Origin of the sequence: Pseudomonas sp. 10(2024) (assembly GCF_045164175.1) — a bacterium.
GTDB classification, from domain to species: domain Bacteria; phylum Pseudomonadota; class Gammaproteobacteria; order Pseudomonadales; family Pseudomonadaceae; genus Aquipseudomonas; species Aquipseudomonas alloputida.
The window spans coordinates 1778547-1794358 of record NZ_CP174006.1 but is presented as its reverse complement, the minus strand read 5'-3'; the positions used below and the strand labels follow the sequence as shown (position 1 = coordinate 1794358).

At 62.9% G+C, this 15812-nt stretch carries 15 protein-coding genes; 14 read left to right on the top strand and 1 reads right to left on the bottom strand.

Translation table 11 applies throughout. The features are described 5' to 3' along the window. Positions 1 to 46 precede the first annotated feature (46 nt). Genes ccoN (ACI7M0_RS08330) through ccoP (ACI7M0_RS08315) form a run of 4 tightly spaced genes read left to right on the top strand, consistent with a single transcriptional unit; the run spans position 47 to position 3231 of the window. Positions 47 to 1471: a cytochrome-c oxidase, cbb3-type subunit I gene (gene ccoN, locus ACI7M0_RS08330; protein ID WP_064493230.1), complete on the top strand. Its 1425-nt coding sequence runs from the start codon at positions 47 to 49 to the stop codon at positions 1469 to 1471. A gap of 13 nt (positions 1472 to 1484) precedes the next feature. Continuing rightward, the gene (gene ccoO, locus ACI7M0_RS08325; protein WP_010955002.1) at positions 1485 to 2093 is read left to right on the top strand and encodes a cytochrome-c oxidase, cbb3-type subunit II; all 609 of its coding nucleotides are present in this window, start codon (positions 1485 to 1487) and stop codon (positions 2091 to 2093) included. 5 nt (positions 2094 to 2098) lie between these two features. After that, positions 2099 to 2293, top strand: coding sequence for a cbb3-type cytochrome c oxidase subunit 3 (locus tag ACI7M0_RS08320; RefSeq protein ID WP_010955003.1), 195 nt, complete (start codon positions 2099 to 2101; stop codon positions 2291 to 2293). Continuing rightward, on the top strand, positions 2290 to 3231 hold the full coding sequence (gene ccoP, locus ACI7M0_RS08315) for a cytochrome-c oxidase, cbb3-type subunit III (protein WP_010955004.1): 942 nt from the start codon (positions 2290 to 2292) through the stop codon (positions 3229 to 3231). Before ACI7M0_RS08320 ends, ccoP (ACI7M0_RS08315) begins: the two co-directional genes overlap by 4 nt. 332 nt (positions 3232 to 3563) lie before the next feature. On the opposite strand, the gene ACI7M0_RS08310 is transcribed toward ccoP (ACI7M0_RS08315), so the two are convergent. Continuing rightward, positions 3564 to 4475, bottom strand: coding sequence for an IS110 family transposase (locus ACI7M0_RS08310; RefSeq protein WP_405314569.1), 912 nt, complete (start codon positions 4473 to 4475; stop codon positions 3564 to 3566). Positions 4476 to 5217: 742 nt separating this feature from the next. On the opposite strand from ACI7M0_RS08310, the gene ccoN (ACI7M0_RS08305) reads away from it, so the two are divergent. The 10 genes from ccoN (ACI7M0_RS08305) to hemN all read left to right on the top strand — a co-directional run bounded on the left by ccoN (ACI7M0_RS08305) (position 5218) and on the right by hemN (position 15666). Then, entirely contained in the window at positions 5218 to 6660 is a 1443-nt protein-coding gene (gene ccoN / locus ACI7M0_RS08305; RefSeq protein WP_003254284.1) for a cytochrome-c oxidase, cbb3-type subunit I, read from the top strand. Continuing rightward, the gene (ccoO, locus tag ACI7M0_RS08300) at positions 6660 to 7268 is read left to right on the top strand and encodes a cytochrome-c oxidase, cbb3-type subunit II (RefSeq protein WP_010955006.1); all 609 of its coding nucleotides are present in this window, start codon (positions 6660 to 6662) and stop codon (positions 7266 to 7268) included. Before ccoN (ACI7M0_RS08305) ends, ccoO (ACI7M0_RS08300) begins: the two co-directional genes overlap by 1 nt. 5 nt (positions 7269 to 7273) lie before the next feature. After that, complete coding sequence (locus ACI7M0_RS08295; RefSeq protein WP_003254287.1) at positions 7274 to 7465, top strand: CcoQ/FixQ family Cbb3-type cytochrome c oxidase assembly chaperone; 192 nt, start codon at positions 7274 to 7276, stop codon at positions 7463 to 7465. Further along, positions 7462 to 8439 carry a cytochrome-c oxidase, cbb3-type subunit III gene (gene ccoP / locus ACI7M0_RS08290; RefSeq protein WP_014590224.1) on the top strand — a complete coding sequence of 326 codons (978 nt, stop codon included), beginning with the start codon at positions 7462 to 7464 and terminating at the stop codon, positions 8437 to 8439. The genes ACI7M0_RS08295 and ccoP (ACI7M0_RS08290) overlap by 4 nt, the downstream gene beginning before the upstream one ends. A 296-nt stretch (positions 8440 to 8735) precedes the next feature. Beyond that, complete coding sequence (ccoG, locus tag ACI7M0_RS08285) at positions 8736 to 10151, top strand: cytochrome c oxidase accessory protein CcoG (protein ID WP_129933781.1); 1416 nt, start codon at positions 8736 to 8738, stop codon at positions 10149 to 10151. A 15-nt stretch (positions 10152 to 10166) separates the two neighbouring features. Continuing rightward, complete coding sequence (locus tag ACI7M0_RS08280; protein ID WP_064493445.1) at positions 10167 to 10697, top strand: FixH family protein; 531 nt, start codon at positions 10167 to 10169, stop codon at positions 10695 to 10697. 136 nt (positions 10698 to 10833) lie between these two features. After that, on the top strand, positions 10834 to 13308 hold the full coding sequence (locus tag ACI7M0_RS08275; RefSeq protein ID WP_129933782.1) for a heavy metal translocating P-type ATPase: 2475 nt from the start codon (positions 10834 to 10836) through the stop codon (positions 13306 to 13308). Continuing rightward, positions 13287 to 13502 carry a cbb3-type cytochrome oxidase assembly protein CcoS gene (gene ccoS, locus ACI7M0_RS08270; protein ID WP_010955011.1) on the top strand — a complete coding sequence of 72 codons (216 nt, stop codon included), beginning with the start codon at positions 13287 to 13289 and terminating at the stop codon, positions 13500 to 13502. Before ACI7M0_RS08275 ends, ccoS begins: the two co-directional genes overlap by 22 nt. Beyond that, positions 13495 to 14178 carry a sulfite exporter TauE/SafE family protein gene (locus ACI7M0_RS08265; RefSeq protein WP_104961085.1) on the top strand — a complete coding sequence of 228 codons (684 nt, stop codon included), beginning with the start codon at positions 13495 to 13497 and terminating at the stop codon, positions 14176 to 14178. The genes ccoS and ACI7M0_RS08265 overlap by 8 nt, the downstream gene beginning before the upstream one ends. Positions 14179 to 14283: 105 nt before the next feature. Then, positions 14284 to 15666, top strand: a complete 1383-nt coding sequence (gene hemN, locus ACI7M0_RS08260) for an oxygen-independent coproporphyrinogen III oxidase (protein ID WP_010955013.1) — start codon at positions 14284 to 14286, stop codon at positions 15664 to 15666. Positions 15667 to 15812: the final 146 nt, after the last annotated feature.

Below are 15812 nucleotides of genomic sequence, written 5' to 3'. Positions count from 1 at the left end.
GCCTCGCTGTAAAGCCTGCCAAATAACCGTGGATGGGAACCCATACATGAACACAACCAGCAGTACCGCCTATAACTACAAGGTGGTCCGCCAATTCGCCATCATGACGGTGGTGTGGGGAATCGTCGGGATGGGGCTCGGCGTCTTCATCGCCGCCCAGCTCGCCTGGCCGTCCCTCAACTTCGACCTCCCCTGGACCAGCTTCGGCCGCCTGCGCCCCCTGCATACCAATGCGGTGATCTTCGCGTTCGGCGGCTGCGCACTGTTCGCCACCTCCTATTATTCGGTGCAACGCACCTGCCAGACCACCCTGTTCGCACCGGGTCTGGCCGCGTTCACGTTCTGGGGCTGGCAACTGGTTATCCTGCTGGCGGCCATCAGCCTGCCGCTGGGCTACACCAGCTCCAAGGAATACGCCGAACTGGAATGGCCGATCGACATTCTGATCACCATCGTCTGGGTGGGCTACGCCATCGTGTTCTTTGGCACGCTGATGAAGCGCAACACCAAACACATCTACGTCGGCAACTGGTTCTTCGGCGCCTTCATCCTGACCGTGGCGCTGCTGCACATCGTCAACAACCTGGAGCTGCCGGTCAGCCTGACCAAATCCTACTCGGTCTACGCTGGCGCCACCGATGCCATGGTGCAGTGGTGGTACGGCCATAACGCGGTGGGCTTCTTCCTGACCGCAGGCTTCCTGGGGATGATGTACTACTACGTGCCCAAGCAGGCCGAACGGCCGGTGTATTCGTATCGCTTGTCGATCGTGCACTTCTGGGCGCTGATCACCCTGTACATCTGGGCCGGCCCGCACCACTTGCACTACACCGCCCTGCCCGATTGGGCGCAGTCGCTGGGCATGGTGATGTCGCTGATCCTGCTGGCACCCAGCTGGGGCGGCATGATCAACGGCATGATGACCCTGTCGGGCGCCTGGCACAAACTGCGCAGCGACCCGATCCTGCGCTTCCTGGTGGTGTCGCTGGCGTTCTACGGCATGTCCACCTTCGAAGGCCCGATGATGGCCATCAAGACGGTCAACGCCCTGTCCCACTACACCGACTGGACCATCGGCCACGTCCACGCCGGCGCCCTCGGCTGGGTAGCGATGATCTCGATCGGCGCGCTGTACCACACCATCCCCAAAGTGTTCGGCAAAGAACGCATGCACAGCCTCGGCCTGATCAATGCGCACTTCTGGCTGGCCACCATCGGTACCGTACTGTACATCGCCTCGATGTGGGTCAACGGCATCGCCCAGGGCCTGATGTGGCGCGCAGTCAACAGCGACGGCACGCTCACCTACTCGTTCGTGGAAACCTTGGTGGCCAGCCACCCAGGCTTCGTCGTGCGCTTCGTCGGCGGCGCGATCTTCCTCAGCGGCATGTTCCTGATGGCCTGGAACACCTGGCGCACCGTGCGTTCGCCAGCGCTTGACGTCGCCCCTGCGAACGCCCAGTTGGCTTGAGGAGAAACGCCTGATGAAACATGAAGTCATCGAGAAAAACGTCGGCCTGATGGCCCTGCTGATGGTATTTGCCGTCAGCATCGGCGGCCTGACCCAGATCGTCCCGCTGTTCTTCCAGGACGTCACCAACAAACCGGTCGAAGGCATGAAGCCCTACACCGCGCTGCAACTGGAAGGCCGCGATGTCTACATCCGCGAAGGTTGCGTGGGCTGTCACTCGCAGATGATCCGCCCGTTCCGCGCCGAAACCGAGCGTTACGGCCACTACTCGGTAGCCGGTGAAAGCGTGTGGGACCACCCGTTCCTGTGGGGCTCCAAGCGCACTGGGCCGGACCTGGCCCGGGTCGGTGGCCGCTACTCGGACGACTGGCACCGTGCGCACCTGTACAACCCGCGCAACGTGGTGCCGGAGTCGAAGATGCCGTCCTACCCGTGGCTGGTTGCCCAGCCGGTCGACAACAGCCACACCGACGTCAAGATGCGCACCCTGCGCACCCTGGGCGTGCCGTACACCGACGACGACATTGCCGGCGCCCGTGAAGCGGTCAAAGGCAAGACCGAGATGGATGCCCTGGTCGCCTACCTGCAGGTGCTCGGCACCGCGATCAAGAACAAGAGGTGAGTGCGATGGAAATGGACATCGGCATGATCCGCGGGCTGGGCACCCTGGTGGTGATGATTGCCTTCATCGGCCTCACCCTGTGGGTCTTCAACCGCCGCCGCGACCGTGATTTCGCCGAAGCGCGCCTGCTGCCCTTCGTCGACGACCGCCTGCCCACTGCCGGGCAGGAGCCTGCTGCAAAAAGGAGTAACGGGCAATGACCACCTTCTGGAGTACGTACATCAGCGTACTGACCATCGGTAGCCTGATTGGCCTGACCTGGCTGCTGCTCGCCACGCGCAAGGGCCAGAGCAACAACACCACCGACGAGACCATGGGCCACAGTTTCGACGGCATCGAGGAGTACGACAACCCGCTGCCCAAGTGGTGGTTCTGGCTGTTCGTTGGCACCTTGGCGTTTTCGGTCGGCTACCTGATCCTCTACCCGGGCCTGGGCAACTGGAAAGGCATCCTGCCGGGCTATGAAAATGGCTGGACTGGCGCCAATGAATGGCAGAAGGAAATGGACAAGGCCGATGCCAGGTTCGGTCCGATCTTCGCCAAATACGCCGCCATGCCCGTAGAAGAAGTGGCGAAGGACCCGCAGGCACTGAAAATGGGCAGCCGCCTGTTTGCCTCCAACTGCTCGGTGTGCCACGGTTCCGACGCCAAGGGCGCCTTCGGCTTCCCCAACCTCACCGACAATGACTGGCGCTGGGGCGGCGATCCGGAAACCATCAAGACCAGCATCATGAGCGGTCGCCATGGCGTGATGCCGGCCTGGGCCGAAGTGATCGGTGACCAAGGCGTGGCCGACGTGGCTGCGTTCGTGGTCAGCAAACTCGATGGCCGCACACTGCCTGAGGGCGCGAAGGCCGATGTGGAGAATGGGCAGAAGATCTTCGCAGCCAACTGCGTGGCCTGCCACGGGCCGGAAGGCAAAGGCACGCCCGCCATGGGCGCACCGAACCTGACCCACCCGCAGGCGTTTATCTACGGTTCGAGCTTTGCCCAGCTGCAGCAGACCATTCGTTATGGTCGCCAGGGGCAAATGCCGGCGCAGGCCGAGATCCAAGGGAATGACAAGGTGCATCTGCTGGCGGCTTACGTGTATAGCCTGTCGCAGGATGGTTCGGCTGAGGCTGTGACGGCCAAGTGAGTTTGCCGAAAGGGATTTGCCAAGTGAGTTCGCCGAAAGGCATTCGCCGCCTGTGAGATCGAGCGCCGCCCGCGCGGCGCTTCGCGGGTAAACCCGCTCCTACGTTTGTTTCGGGCCAGTCCCTCCTGTGCCAGGCGCGCGCGACCGCCTTGTTTGTACGACGCGATATCGAGACATGCGCCAAGGCGGTCGCGCGCAAATCCCACAGGAATAATTGGCCCGAAACAAACGTAGATACTCTGTTGGCGGTCAAGCTTTTCCGAGGTGTTCAGAGCTGAAAAGCTTCACCGTATCAAATGGCACATCCCCACGCATGCATGCCCAGATGCCTGTCAGATACTTGCGCATGACAGCAGCGATAGCCTGCATTTTTTCTTGCCCCTACTGACCAGGGATTCGTAAAAAGCCTTCGCATAAGGGTCGCAGCGCACTGCGGTCAAGGCAGGCATGTACATGGCTGCCCGCAGATAAGCATTCCCGCTTTTGCCGAGCCGACCGGGCTTGTCAATGCTCGTCCCCGACTGTGTCTGCCGAACATCCAGCCCCGCGTGACGAGCTACCTGCGAGGACTTGAGCATTTGAGGAAGGGTGGTCAGCTCAGCCAATGCAGCAAGTGCTGAGACTTCTCCTATTCCTGGGCCTGCGAGCAGCTGCTTGTACTGCCGAGTAAGCGTCGGACACTGGGCGACCATCTCGCGGCCAGCCTTACGAAAGCGTTCAATTCGATTATCCAGTGAAGCAATGGCTTCTTCTTGATCTTCGATCAGCATCGACACGGTCGTAGAGGTCGCCTGCAGCGCATGAAGTTCGTTCTTCGCCCTGGTACGGTGTCCCACCAAACGGTTGATGTGCCGGCCCAGAGCCCTCAGCTCAAGCTGCACAGGGCTTGGAGGCGTCCACAAGCGCGGTGTCATACGCTCGCCGTACTCGGACAGCAACTGAGCATCTATTGCATCGGTCTTGCTGTTCACCAGCATCAGTTTGGCGAAATTGTGAAAGCTCTTGGGGTTGATCACTGAAACAGGGAGGTCAGCCGCATGTAGCTCAAGAGCCAAGTCTAGGTAATAGATTCCGGTCGCCTCCATCACGATCGACTTGGGCTTGAGTGCCAGCAGCTTTTTCACCGCAGCCTTACGGCCTGCAGGGGTTTGAGCGATATCCCACTGTCCGGCCGGACGCCCATCTTTACGTACCCCGACGATCGAAGTGCGTGAGCCGATATCGAGGCCAACACAGACACTCATTCTTCCCTCTCCCCAGCGAGTTAGGTAACAATGGCCTCCGGTTCCCCGACCTCGAACTTCATGCTGCTGCAACCTTGTAATGCGAAGTCCGACTTGTCGGCTTCTCGATACTCTTCGCAGTGGGCAATGAGGCGGGGGCCTCTCTACGTACAAGGTCAGGGGTAATCCCTGCCTTTAGGAGCGATCGGCCTCCCCGGAAGTGCTTCTTCAGCCTGACGAGAATAACCTCTCCCGCCAGGCTAAGGACAACATACAAGGAGCGGGTTTACCCGCGAAGCGCCGCGCGGGCGGCGCTCGATCTCTGCCCCACCACAACACTCAAACCTTACACCCCCGCCCCACCACAACACCCAACCCCTACACCCCCGCCCCCCATAACCCTCAAGCCTTACACTCCCCCGCCCACCACCAGCCTCAGCCCCTTCCCTTGCACCCCCACCGAACACAACTAAGCTTGTTGCCTCAGTGGGCTTCGCTCCGAAAGGACCGGAGCAGACGCGGCGCATGGCCTGTCGCCGCCCCAGAAAAAGCTTGACCGATCGATCAGAAAAAGATGAAAAACGGTACACATTACAAATATTTATTTGTGTACAATCGCCCTAACCCGATCCCTGCGGGACATCAGTGAACGGGTCTGGACACGGGTCGGCGTACCAAAGTTGCGTTGCGGTAACCTTGCTGGTTATCAATACTGGCGCCGATTTTTCGACCAACAAGAACATCAAAACCGTGGAACCTTAGAATGAGCACAGCAATCAGTCCGACTGCTTATAACTATAAGGTCGTCCGCCAGTTCGCCATCATGACGGTGGTCTGGGGGATCCTTGGCATGGGCCTCGGCGTCTTCATCGCCTCGCAGCTGGTGTGGCCGCAGCTGAACCTGGACCTTCCCTGGACCAGCTTCGGCCGCCTGCGCCCGCTGCACACCAACCTGGTGATCTTCGCCTTCGGGGGCTGTGCGCTGTTCGGCACCAGCTACTACGTGGTGCAGCGCACCTGCCAGACCCGGCTGATCTCCGACAGCATGGCCGCCTTCACCTTCTGGGGTTGGCAAGCCGTGATCGTCGGCGCGCTGATCACCCTGCCGATGGGCTACACCACCACCAAGGAATACGCCGAGCTGGAGTGGCCGCTGGCGATCCTGCTGGCCATCGTCTGGGTAACCTACGGCCTGGTGTTCTTCGGCACCATCGTCAAGCGCAAGACCAAGCACATCTATGTCGGCAACTGGTTCTACGGTGCGTTCATCGTGGTCACCGCGATGCTGCACATCGTCAACCACATCTCGCTGCCGGTGAGCCTGTTCAAGTCGTACTCGGCCTACTCCGGCGCCACCGACGCGATGATCCAGTGGTGGTACGGCCACAACGCCGTGGGCTTCTTCCTCACCACCGGCTTCCTGGGGATGATGTACTACTTCGTGCCCAAGCAGGCCGAGCGGCCGATCTACTCGTATCGCTTGTCGATCGTGCACTTCTGGGCGCTGATCACCCTGTACATCTGGGCCGGCCCGCATCACCTGCACTACACCGCCCTGCCTGACTGGGCGCAGTCGCTGGGCATGGTGATGTCGATCATCCTGCTGGCGCCAAGCTGGGGCGGCATGATCAACGGCATGATGACCCTGTCGGGCGCCTGGCACAAACTGCGCACCGACCCGATCCTGCGCTTCCTGGTGGTGTCGCTGGCGTTCTACGGCATGTCCACCTTCGAAGGCCCGATGATGGCCATCAAGACCGTGAACTCACTGTCGCACTACACCGACTGGACCATCGGCCACGTCCACGCCGGCGCCCTCGGCTGGGTGGCAATGATTTCGATCGGCGCCGTGTACCACATGATCCCGAAACTCTACGGCCGCGAGCAGATGCACAGCATCGGCCTGATCAACGCGCACTTCTGGCTGGCCACCATCGGTACCGTACTGTACATCGCCTCGATGTGGGTCAACGGCATCACCCAGGGCCTGATGTGGCGCGCCATCAACGATGACGGCACCCTCACCTACTCCTTCGTCGAAGCCCTGCAGGCCAGCCACCCCGGCTACATCGTCCGCGCCCTGGGCGGTGCGTTCTTCGCCAGCGGCATGCTGCTGATGGCCTACAACGTGTTCCGTACCGTACGTGCCGCCAACCCGGCACAGGCTGAAGAGGCCGCCAAGATCGTCGTTGTGGGAGCGCACTGATGAAGCATGAAGCCGTCGAGAAGAACATAGGCCTGCTGGCCTTCTTCATGGTCATCGCCGTGAGCGTCGGTGGCCTGACCCAGATCGTCCCGCTGTTTTTCCAGGACGTCACCAACAAGCCGGTCGAGGGCATGAAGCCACGCACCGCGCTGGAGGTGGAAGGCCGCGATATCTACATCCGCGAAGGCTGCGTGGGCTGCCACTCGCAGATGATCCGCCCGTTCCGTGCTGAAACCGAGCGTTACGGCCACTACTCGGTAGCCGGTGAAAGCGTGTGGGACCACCCGTTCCTGTGGGGCTCCAAGCGTACCGGGCCGGACCTGGCCCGCGTCGGCGGCCGCTACTCCGATGACTGGCACCGAGCGCACCTGTACAACCCGCGCAACGTGGTACCGGAATCGAAGATGCCTTCCTACCCGTGGCTGGTCGAGAACAAGCTCGACGGCAAGGACACCGCGAAGAAGATGGAAGTGCTGCGCACACTCGGCACCCCGTACACCGACGCCGACATTGCCGGCGCACGTGACGCGGTCAAGGGCAAGACCGAAATGGACGCCATCGTCGCGTACCTGCAAGGTCTTGGCACCATCATCAAGAGCAAACGGTGACGCTGATGGATATCGGGATGATTCGCGGCCTGGGCACCGTCGTGGTGATGGTGGCGTTCGTGGGCCTGGCGCTGTGGGTGTTCAACCCACGGCGTAAAAAGGACTTCGACGAAGCGACCCAACTGCCCTTCGCGGATGACCCCGAGGCCACCCGGCACGTCGAGCAAGCAAAAGCTTCTGGGAGCAAACAACAATGACAACCTTCTGGAGTCTGTACGTTACCGTCCTGACCCTGGGCACCATCTTCTCGTTGACCTGGCTGCTGCTGTCGACCCGCAAGGGCCAGCGCGAAGAGGTTACCGACGAAACCGTCGGGCATGCCTTCGATGGCATCGAGGAATACGACAACCCGCTGCCGCAATGGTGGTTCTGGCTGTTCGTCGGCACCATCATCTTCGCCCTCGGCTACCTGGTGCTGTACCCAGGCCTGGGCAACTGGAAAGGCGTCCTGCCGGGCTATTCGTACCTGGATAACGACAAGCAGACCGAGTTTTCCAACGGCCAGCCGGGCTGGACCGGTGTGCACGAGTGGGAAAAGGAAATGGCCAAGGCCGACGCCCGCTTCGGGCCGATCTTCGCCAAGTTCGCGGCCATGCCGATCGAAGAAGTGGCCAAGGACCCGCAGGCATTGAAAATGGGTGCGCGGCTGTTCGCCTCCAACTGCTCGGTGTGCCACGGTTCCGACGCCAAGGGCGCCTTCGGCTTCCCCAACCTCACCGACAATGACTGGCGCTGGGGCGGCGAGCCGGAAACCATCAAGACCACCATCATGGCCGGTCGCCATGGCGTGATGCCGGCCTGGGCCGAAGTGATCGGTGACCAGGGCGTGGCCGATGTGGCTGCGTTCGTGGTCAGCAAACTCGATGGCCGCACACTGCCTGAAGGCGCGAAGGCCGATGTGGAGAACGGGCAGAAGATCTTCGCAGCCAACTGCGTGGCCTGCCACGGGCCGGAAGGCAAAGGTACGCCCGCCATGGGCGCTCCGAACCTGACCCACCCGCAGGCGTTCATCTACGGCTCGAGCTTTGCCCAGTTGCAGCAAACCATTCGTTATGGCCGCCAGGGGCAGATGCCGGCCCAGGAACAACTGCAGGGCAACGACAAGGTGCACTTGCTGGCGGCTTACGTCTACAGCCTGTCGCACCAGGCTGAGCCAGCCAAGGCTGAGTAAGGCAGGCCTGGCCTCTTCGCGGGTAAACCCGCTCCTACACAGGATCCTTGTAGGAGCGGGTTTACCCGCGAAGAGGCCGGTACTGGCACAGCATTTCTAGCAGGCTGATGACCTGGATCAATTGACACCCGCCATAACACGTTTCATACCACGAACCCAACGCGACTAAAGGTCGCAGTGCGAACCCATACTGCCATCAGCGGCGTATCATGGGCCGCAGAGCGCTAGCAGATTGCGCGAGACTGCGGCCCGCACGCACAGGCCGCGGCGTTTCTCCACTGCCGTGGGACTTGATGATGAGCAAGCAAATTCCGGTACATGATGTGACCCCGCCTGCCAACAAAGGGAAGGATTCCGTCGACCTCTACGCTTCCCGGGAAAAGATCTACACCCGCGCCTTCACCGGCCTGTTCCGTCGCCTGCGCATGGTCGGGGGTGCCGCACTGTTCCTGCTGTACTTCGGCACCGTGTGGCTGAACTGGGGGGGTCACCAGGCCGTGTGGTGGAACCTGCCCGAGCGCAAGTTCTACATCTTCGGCGCCACCATCTGGCCGCAGGACTTCATCCTGCTCTCGGGCATTCTCATCGTCGCCGCCTTCGGCCTGTTCTTCATCACAGTGTTCGCTGGCCGGGTGTGGTGCGGCTACACCTGCCCGCAAAGCGTATGGACCTGGATTTTCATGTGGTGCGAAAAGGTCACCGAAGGTGACCGCAACCAGCGCATGAAGCTCGACAAAGCCCCCATGAGCGGCAACAAATTTCTGCGCAAATTCGCCAAGCACAGCCTGTGGCTGCTGATCGGCTTTGTCACCGGCATGACCTTTGTCGGCTACTTCTCGCCGATCCGTGAACTGGTGATTGAATTCTTCACTGGCCAGGCCGATGGCTGGGCCTACTTCTGGGTCGGCTTTTTCACCCTCGCCACTTATGGCAACGCCGGCTGGCTGCGCGAACAGGTGTGCGTGTACATGTGCCCCTATGCACGTTTCCAGAGCGTGATGTTCGACAAGGACACGCTGATCGTGTCCTACGATCCACGCCGTGGCGAAACCCGCGGGCCACGAAAAAAGGACGCTGACTACAAGGCCCAAGGCCTGGGCGACTGCATCGACTGCACCATGTGCGTGCAGGTCTGCCCGACCGGCATCGACATCCGTGACGGCCTGCAGATCGAGTGCATCGGCTGCGCCGCCTGTATCGACGCCTGCGACAGCATCATGGACAAGATGAACTACCCCAAAGGCCTGATCAGCTACACCACCGAACACAACCTGTCCGGGCAGAAGACCCACATGCTGCGCCCGCGCCTGATCGGCTATGCCGTGGTACTGCTGGTAATGATGATCGGGCTGGCGACGGCCTTCGCCACCCGTTCGCTGGTCGGTTTCGACGTCAGCAAAGACCGCGTGTTGTACCGCGAAAACGCCCAGGGCCGGATCGAGAACGTGTACAGCCTGAAGGTGATGAACAAGGACCAGCGCGATCACCTCTACGTGCTGGACGCCGCCGGCCTGCCGGACCTCAAGCTCGAAGGCCAGCGCGAGATCCGCGTGGCCGCCGGTGACATCGTCAGCCTTCCCGTGCAGCTGTCGGTTGCCCCCGAGAAGCTGCCATCGACCACCAACGAAATCACCTTCATCCTCAAGAGCGCCGACGACAGCGACGCCCAGGTTGAAGCCAAGAGCCGTTTCATCGGCCCACAGATCCGCTAAGAGAGATAACGCACAATGCCTGCCGCCACCGCCGCCAGCCCCTGGTACAAGCACCTCTGGCCCTGGATCATCATCGGCATCCTCACCACCTCGGTGTGCCTGAGCCTGACCATGGTCAGCATCGCTGTGCACAACCCGGACAACCTGGTGAACGACAACTACTACGAGGCCGGCAAGGGCATCAACCGCTCGCTGGACCGCGAGCTGCTGGCGCAGCAGCTGGGCCTGAAAGCCAGCGTGCATCTGGACGAACTGACCGGCGAAGTGGACCTGCGCCTGACCGGTAGCAGTGACCCGCAAAACCTGGAGCTGAACCTGATTTCGCCGACCCAGCCAGAGAAGGACCGCAAGGTGCTGCTGAGCCGGGTCGAAGCAGGACGCTATGTGGGGCAGTTGGAGGACAAGGTCGAGGGCCGGCGCTTTGTCGAGCTGCTGGGCAGTGAAGGGGGCCAAGTATGGCGCCTGTTCGAAGAGGAAAAAGTGGCGCATGGTGTGACCTTGCAGTTGGGTGACGAAGCCCTGCAAGGCGCCGAACACCAACAGTAGCAACACCGCAAATCCCTGTGGGAGCGGGCACGCCCGCGAATGCGATAGCTCAGGCAAAGGTATTTCCAGGTCTGACGCATTCGCGGGCGCGCCCGCTCCCACAGGGTTTCCTATCTGCCTGAGCAGTGTCTGCCCTATGACCCAACCGACCCCCTGCTACCACTGCGCCCTGCCCGTCCCCACCGGCAGCCGCTTCACCGCCGTGGTCCTCGGCCAGCCCCGGCAGTTCTGCTGCCCCGGCTGTCAGGCGGTGGCCGAGTCGATCGTCGCTGGAGGCCTGGAACATTACTACCAGCACCGCAGCGACAACAGCGCCAACCCCGAAGCCCTGCCCAAGCAACTGCAGGACGAACTGGCCCTGTACGACCGCAGCGACGTGCAGCAAACCTTCGTCCGCCACCAGGGTGAGCTGGCCGAAACCACCTTGCTTGTCGAGGGCATCAGCTGCGCCGCCTGCGGCTGGCTGATCGAAAAGCACCTGCGCAACCTGCCCGGTGTTGCCGAAGCGCGCCTGAACCTGTCCAATCACCGCCTGCTGCTGAACTGGGATGACAAGCAGCTACCGCTGTCGCGCCTGCTGGCCGAACTTCGCCAGATCGGCTACGCCGCCCACCCCTACCAGCCTGACCAGGCCGCCGAGCAATTGGCCCGGGAAAACCGCAGCGCCCTGCGCCGCCTGGGCGTGGCCGGGCTGCTGTGGTTCCAGGCGATGATGGCGACCATGGCCACTTGGCCGGAATTCAACATCGACCTGACACCCGAGTTGCATGCCATCCTGCGCTGGGTGGCGCTGTTCCTGACCATTCCCATCGTGTTCTACAGCTGCGCGCCCTTCTTCAAGGGCGCGGCGCGCGACCTGCGAACGCGCCACCTGACGATGGACGTTTCGGTGTCGCTGGCCATTGGCCTGGCGTTCGGCGCTGGCATCTGGACAGCCATCACTGGCAGCGGCGAGCTTTATTTCGACACGGTGGGCATGTTCGCCCTGTTCCTGCTGACCGGCCGCTACCTGGAGCGCCGCGCCCGCGAGCGCACAGCGGCGGCCACTGCGCAGCTGGTCAACCTGCTGCCAGCCTCATGCCTGCGCCTGGACGCCATCGGGCGCAGCGAACGCATTCTGCTCAGCGAGTTACAGTGCGGCGACACCGTGCAGGTGCTGCCCGGCGCGGTCATCCCTGCCGACGGGCGCATCGTCGAGGGCCGCTCCAGCGTCGACGAATCGCTGCTAACCGGCGAGTATCTGCCGCAACCACGCCGGGTGGGTGAGCGGGTCACTGGCGGTACGCTGAACGTCGAAAGCGCGCTGAATGTGGAAGTGGAAGCCCTCGGCCATGACTCACGCTTGTCGGCCATCGTCCGCCTGCTGGAGCGCGCCCAGACTGAAAAACCGCGCCTGGCGGAAATTGCCGACCGCGCCTCGCAGTGGTTCCTGCTGTTCTCGCTATTGGCCTCGGTAGCCATCGGCCTGTGGTGGTGGCACCTGGACCCGACACGGGCGTTCTGGATCGTACTGGCAATGCTCGTGGCCACCTGCCCTTGTGCCCTGTCTTTGGCTACGCCAACCGCACTGACCGCCGCCACCGGAACCCTGCACAAGCTTGGCCTGCTGGTGACCCGCGGCCATGTGCTGGAGGGCCTGAATCAGATCGACACGGTGATCTTCGACAAGACCGGCACACTGACCGAGGGCCGCCTGACCTTGCGCAGCATCCGCCCGCTCGGCAGCCAGGCCGCCGACCGCTGCCTGGCCCTGGCCGCGGCGCTGGAAAACCGCTCTGAACACCCCATCGCTCGCGCCTTTGGTCGTACCGCCACACCTGCCGATGACGTACAGAGCGTACCCGGCCTGGGCCTGGAGGGGGTGGTCGACGGCCAGCGCCTGCGCATTGGTCAGGCTACCTTCGTCTGCGCCTTGAGTGGTACGGAAATCCCCGCTGTACCCGAGCCGCGCGGCCAGTGGCTGCTGCTGGGCGACCGCCAGGGGCCACTGGCCTGGTTCGGCCTGGACGACCGCCTGCGCGACGATGCCCCGGCCCTGCTCGCTGCCTGCAAGGCGCGCGGCTGGCACACCCTGCTATTGTCGGGCGACAGCTCGCCGATGGTTGCCGAAGTGGCCGCGCAGCTGGGTATCGACCAGGCCATTGGCGGCCTGCGCCCGGATGACAAACTGGACCGCCTGAAAGCCCTGCAGGCTGACGGGCGCAAGGTGCTGATGCTCGGCGACGGGGTCAACGATGTACCGGTACTGGCCGCCGCCGATATCAGCATCGCCATGGGCAGCGCCACCGACCTGGCCAAGACCAGTGCCGACGCCGTCTTGCTGTCCAACCGCCTGCAAGCGCTGGTGCAGGCGTTCGAGCTGGCCCGCCGCACCCGCCGCAACATCCTCGAGAACCTGCTGTGGGCGACCCTGTATAATGGCCTGATGTTGCCGTTCGCCGCGCTCGGCTGGATCACGCCGGTGTGGGCCGCCATCGGCATGTCGGTCAGCTCGCTGATCGTGGTGCTCAATGCCCTGCGCCTGACCCGGATGCCCGTGGCATCGGGCCCGCTGCCCCACGAAGCCCCTATACCCGGGAGGAAGTCGCCATGCCCGCCCTCTATGTCATGATCCCGGCAGCCCTGCTGCTGGTCGGCGTGGCCGTGTACATCTTCTTCTGGGCGGTAGACAGCGGTCAGTACGATGACCTTGAAGGCCCCGCCCACAGCATCCTGTTCGACGATCAGGACCCGCGCCACCAGGCGGCAGTGAAGCCTGACGATGCCGCAGCCGACACCGACAAGGAACCACCACCCCGTGCCTGACCTGCTTCCGCTGCTGGGCTCGGCACTGGTCCTTGGCCTGCTAGGGGGCGGTCACTGCCTGGGCATGTGCGGCGGCCTGATGGGCGCACTGACCTTGGCCATCCCCCCCGAACAACGCGGCAAGCGCCTGCGCCTGTTGCTGGCGTACAACCTGGGGCGCATTTTCAGCTATGCCTGCGCCGGCCTGTTGCTGGGCCTGGCCGGCTGGGCCGTGGCCAGCAGCCCGGCAGCGCTGGCGCTGCGGGTGGTTGCGGCACTGCTGCTGATTGCCATGGGCCTGTACCTGGCCGGCTGGTGGAGCGGGCTGACCCGTATCGAGGCACTGGGCCGCGGGCTGTGGCGGCATATCCAGCCGGTGGCGTCGCGATTGCTGCCAGTGTCCAGCCTCCCTCGGGCATTGCTGCTGGGCGCCCTCTGGGGCTGGCTGCCGTGCGGGCTGGTGTACAGCACCCTGCTGTGGGCGGCCAGCCAGGGCAATGCCGGCTACAGCGCCGGGTTGATGCTGGCGTTCGGGGTGGGTACCTGGCCGGTGTTGCTGGCAACCGGGCTAGCTGCCGAACGGGTGAACGCCCTGTTGCGGCGACGCAGCGTGCGCGTGGCGGGCGGTGTACTGGTGATGCTATTCGGTGTCTGGACACTGCCGGGCCCACACCAGCACTGGCTGATGGGCCATTGACGGGGGCTGCAAAGCAGCCCCAATGCCCTTGATACAAATCAACACAGTTTCCTACAGACGGCCATAGACTCCGGTGCACTGCTGCTCTTTCCGGGGACTACCCTCATGCTCGACGACCTCCGTTGGGATACCGACCTGATCCGCCGCTACGATCTCGCCGGGCCACGCTACACCTCTTACCCAACCGCCGTGCAACTGCACAGCGAGGTGGGTTCGTTCGACCTGCTCAACGCCCTGCGCGAGAGCCGACGGGCCGTGCGCCCGCTGTCGCTGTACGTGCATGTGCCGTTTTGCGCCAACATCTGCTACTACTGCGCCTGCAACAAGGTCATCACCAAAGACCGCGCCCGCGCTGCGCCCTACCTGCAGCGCCTGGAGCAGGAAATCCAGCTGGTCGCCTGCCACCTGGACCCTAAACAGCGTGTTGAACAGCTGCATTTTGGCGGCGGCACACCGACCTTCCTCAGCCATGTGGAACTGCGCCAGCTGATGGCCACCCTGCGCCAGCACTTCCACCTGCTGGACGACGATTCCGGCGACTACGGCATCGAGATCGATCCTCGCGAAGCCGACTGGTCGACCATGGGCCTGCTTCGCGAACTGGGCTTCAACCGCGTCAGCCTGGGTGTACAGGACCTCGACCCGGCCGTGCAGCGCGCGATCAACCGCCTGCAGAGCCTGGAACAGACCCGCACCCTGATCGAGGCTGCGCGCACGCTGCAGTTTCGCTCGGTCAACCTCGACCTGATCTACGGCCTGCCCAAGCAAACCCCGGAAGGCTTTGCCCGCACCGTGGAAGAAGTGATCCGCCTGCAGCCCGACCGCCTGTCGGTGTTCAACTATGCCCACCTTCCCGAGCGCTTCATGCCGCAACGGCGCATCGACAGCAACGACCTGCCCAGCGCCGCCGCCAAGCTGGAGATGCTGCACGCCACCATCGACCAACTGACCGCCGCCGGTTACCGCTACATCGGCATGGACCACTTCGCCCTGCCCGACGACGAACTGGCCATTGCCCAGGAAGAAGGCACCTTGCAGCGCAACTTCCAGGGCTACACCACCCACGGGCACTGCGACCTGATTGGCCTGGGCGTGTCGGCGATCAGCCAGATCGGCGACCTGTACTGCCAGAACAGCAGTGACCTCAACACCTACCAGGACAGCCTGTCCAACGCCCAGCTGGCCACCCAGCGCGGCTTGCTGTGCAACCACGACGACCGCATACGCCGGGCGGTGATCCAGCAACTGATCTGCCATTTCGAGCTGGATTTCGAACCCATCGAACAGGCTTTCACCCTGGATTTTCGCGGTTACTTCAACGACCTCTGGCCCGAGCTGCTGACCTTGCAGCGCGACGGCCTGATCAGCCTGGACGACAAGGGCATTCGCATCCTGCCCGCCGGCCGGCTGCTGGCGCGCTCGGTATGCATGGTGTTCGACGCCTATCTGGCGATGCACAACCGCCAGCGCTTCTCGCGAGTGATCTGAAAAACAAGGCGTTCAACCGCATGGACAAGCTTCCTTGTCAGGCACACTATGAGCACACAAGGACTCCCGGCAGGCCACCTGCCGGGGTTTCGCCAGCGCGCACCATCACCGCGCACACTGGCCTACACCCTGTGTCGTGAGTTACC

Excerpts from the sequence above, each read along its gene's own strand:
- ccoN (WP_003254284.1), top strand. The coding sequence starts at position 5,218 with ATGAGCACAGCAATCAGTCCGACTGCTTATAACTATAAGGTCGTCCGC.
- ccoP (WP_010955004.1), top strand. The coding sequence starts at position 2,290 with ATGACCACCTTCTGGAGTACGTACATCAGCGTACTGACCATCGGTAGC.
- ACI7M0_RS08280 (WP_064493445.1), top strand. The coding sequence starts at position 10,167 with ATGCCTGCCGCCACCGCCGCCAGCCCCTGGTACAAGCACCTCTGGCCC.
- ACI7M0_RS08320 (WP_010955003.1), top strand. The coding sequence starts at position 2,099 with ATGGAAATGGACATCGGCATGATCCGCGGGCTGGGCACCCTGGTGGTG.
- ccoG (WP_129933781.1), top strand. The coding sequence starts at position 8,736 with ATGAGCAAGCAAATTCCGGTACATGATGTGACCCCGCCTGCCAACAAA.
- ccoN (WP_064493230.1), top strand. The coding sequence starts at position 47 with ATGAACACAACCAGCAGTACCGCCTATAACTACAAGGTGGTCCGCCAA.
- hemN (WP_010955013.1), top strand. The coding sequence starts at position 14,284 with ATGCTCGACGACCTCCGTTGGGATACCGACCTGATCCGCCGCTACGAT.
- ccoP (WP_014590224.1), top strand. The coding sequence starts at position 7,462 with ATGACAACCTTCTGGAGTCTGTACGTTACCGTCCTGACCCTGGGCACC.
- ACI7M0_RS08295 (WP_003254287.1), top strand. The coding sequence starts at position 7,274 with ATGGATATCGGGATGATTCGCGGCCTGGGCACCGTCGTGGTGATGGTG.
- ccoO (WP_010955006.1), top strand. The coding sequence starts at position 6,660 with ATGAAGCATGAAGCCGTCGAGAAGAACATAGGCCTGCTGGCCTTCTTC.
- ccoS (WP_010955011.1), top strand. The coding sequence starts at position 13,287 with ATGCCCGCCCTCTATGTCATGATCCCGGCAGCCCTGCTGCTGGTCGGC.
- ccoO (WP_010955002.1), top strand. The coding sequence starts at position 1,485 with ATGAAACATGAAGTCATCGAGAAAAACGTCGGCCTGATGGCCCTGCTG.
- ACI7M0_RS08275 (WP_129933782.1), top strand. The coding sequence starts at position 10,834 with ATGACCCAACCGACCCCCTGCTACCACTGCGCCCTGCCCGTCCCCACC.
- ACI7M0_RS08310 (WP_405314569.1), bottom strand. The coding sequence starts at position 4,475 with ATGAGTGTCTGTGTTGGCCTCGATATCGGCTCACGCACTTCGATCGTC.